The sequence below is a fragment of the Micromonospora sp. NPDC047753 genome, assembly GCF_040642735.1.
In the GTDB taxonomy this organism is placed as follows: domain Bacteria; phylum Actinomycetota; class Actinomycetes; order Mycobacteriales; family Micromonosporaceae; genus Micromonospora.
On the sequence record NZ_JBEYSL010000773.1, the window covers coordinates 1 to 2,088 of the forward strand.

Here is a 2,088-nt window from a genome sequence, read left to right on the forward strand (position 1 = left end):
TACGTCAGCCCCACCGCGCAGCCCAACGCGTTCGCCACCGGTCGCAACCCGCGCCCGATCGATCGGGCCGCCCACCGCTGTCACCACTGTGCCGGAGGCGGGGGCGGCGACACGGGCGGCCGGTCGTCGCAGGTGATGGTGTTGGGCAGCAGCCACGGCGCGAGCCACCCGCCGTCGTTACCGCCGAGGTCGGTCAGTGTGAACTCCGAACCGGCCGGGGTGAAGTGGAACGATCCGCAGTTGTTGACGCCGACCGCGCCCACGTTGCGAGCGTCCATGTTGGCGAACGAGGCGGACCCGGCAGCGCGGGCGCTGAGCACCGAGGTGCCGGTGCCGTCGACCCGGACGTCCCGGAACCGCGCGTCGGAGATCGAGTAGAGGTCCTTCACCGGCCAGTCGCTGACCAGCATGATCGCGTTGTACGTGTTGTCCAGGTACGCGTCGCCGGTCACCTCGATGGGCGCCTCGATGCTGCGATCCAGGGCGAAGACCCAGATCGCGCCCAGCCCGATGTTCCAGTTCAGCTCGTACGTGCCGGCGCGGGCTGTGGTGTTGTTCGTGAAGCGCAGGTGCCCGGTGAACGGCTCCGCGCCGAAGCGGGCCCCGGCGTGCAGGCCGCTGCCCTCGCGTACCGGGTCGGCGACCAGGTTGTGCGAGACGGTGGTGTCGGTGCCGCCGTAGATGGCGATGCCGTTGGCGAGGGTCGGTGACTGCACGGTGTTGTGGTCGAACGTGTTCCGTGCGTTGGCCGTCTTCTCCGACCACATCGCCAGGCCGTCGTCGCCGGTGTTGCGGACGAAGTTGTGCGACACGAGGGAGTCGGTCACGCCGGTGTGGAAGTTGAGCGCGTCGGCGATCTGGTCGACGATGATGTTGTTGGTGACGCGGACGTTGCGCATCGGGCCGTCGAACCACAGACCTGCCTTGGTGTGGTGCAGGTAGAGCCCGTCGATCGTGGAGTCGCTCATCGCCCCACCGATCGCGTTGACCTGGTCGGTGTCGATGCGTTCCCGCACGTCGCCCTCGATGGCGAAGCCGGAGAGGTGCACGTTGCGGCTGCCGCCGTCGGCGGCGTCCCGCCCGTAGAACCCGACCCCGGTGTGTACGGAGCCGTCCGGCGCGGGAGTCGGCAGGGCGACCTCGCGGCCCTTGATCGTGGTGTACCAGTTGCCGGCGCCCTCGATGGTCACGTCGTCGACGATGATGTGCCGGTTGACCTGGTAGGTGCCCGGCGGAATGTAGACCTTGAGGTGGGCGCGCCGGGCGAAGGCGATGGCCCGGTCCAGCGCGTCGGCGGAGTCCCGCCGGCCGCTGGGGTCGGCGCCGAAAGCGAGCACGTTCGCCGCGAGCAGTCGGACGTGCGGCGGTGCCACCAACTCGGAGTCGAGCAGGTCGATGACCGTCCAGGCGGCGGCGCTGCCGGGCGGCGCGGTGAGCCGGACCTTGTCGCCGGCCCGGTAGGTACGCCCGAGCAGCAACCGCTGCTCGTCGTAGAAGTGGGTGGGCCGGAACGGCTTGGTGATGCTCGGGTACGGCGTGGTGGCCGACGGCACGCACTGGCACTCGGTGATCCACCAGTCCGGGTGCAGCAGCCCGGCCTGCGGGTCGTTGGTGAACGGGTACTGGTTGTAGAGCCACGAGTACTGCGATGTGAGCGTCATGGTGCGCAGGTGCTTGCCGTTGACGGCGACCCGCAGCGGCGCGGTGATCCCGCCACCCTGCGGCGCGTCCGGGATGCTGTACCGCACGGTGATCCCGTTCGCCGCGCTGGGCAGGACGAACTCCACGTACTCCCCGGGGGTGAGCCGGACCGCCCGTCGGCCGGAAGCCTCCGCGGGCAGCGTGTAGGCGGTGCGGTCGGGCCCGATGATCTCGCCGTTGGTGCGGGCGTTCTCCGCTTCCTGCTCAAGGAAGTCGACGTCCGCGCCGCGTCCGGCGACCAGCGCCGGATCGAGGGCGGCCCGGGTGACCACCGGCTGCGCGCCGGCGGACGCGGGAGCAGACCGTGCGGACGGTCCTCGACTCGCTGTCGACGAGTTCGCTCAGTTGGCTGCTGGTCTACGACAACGCCGACGACCCGCACGAACT

At 70.1% G+C, this 2,088-nt stretch carries 1 protein-coding gene; it reads right to left on the reverse strand.

Annotated elements, in window-relative coordinates; all coding sequences use genetic code 11:
* Positions 1 to 80: 80 nt before the first annotated feature.
* A complete protein-coding gene (locus ABZ749_RS34365) occupies positions 81 to 1,973 on the reverse strand; it encodes a glycosyl hydrolase family 28-related protein (protein ID WP_357235394.1) in 1,893 nt (630 codons plus the stop codon).
* Positions 1,974 to 2,088 lie beyond the last annotated feature (115 nt).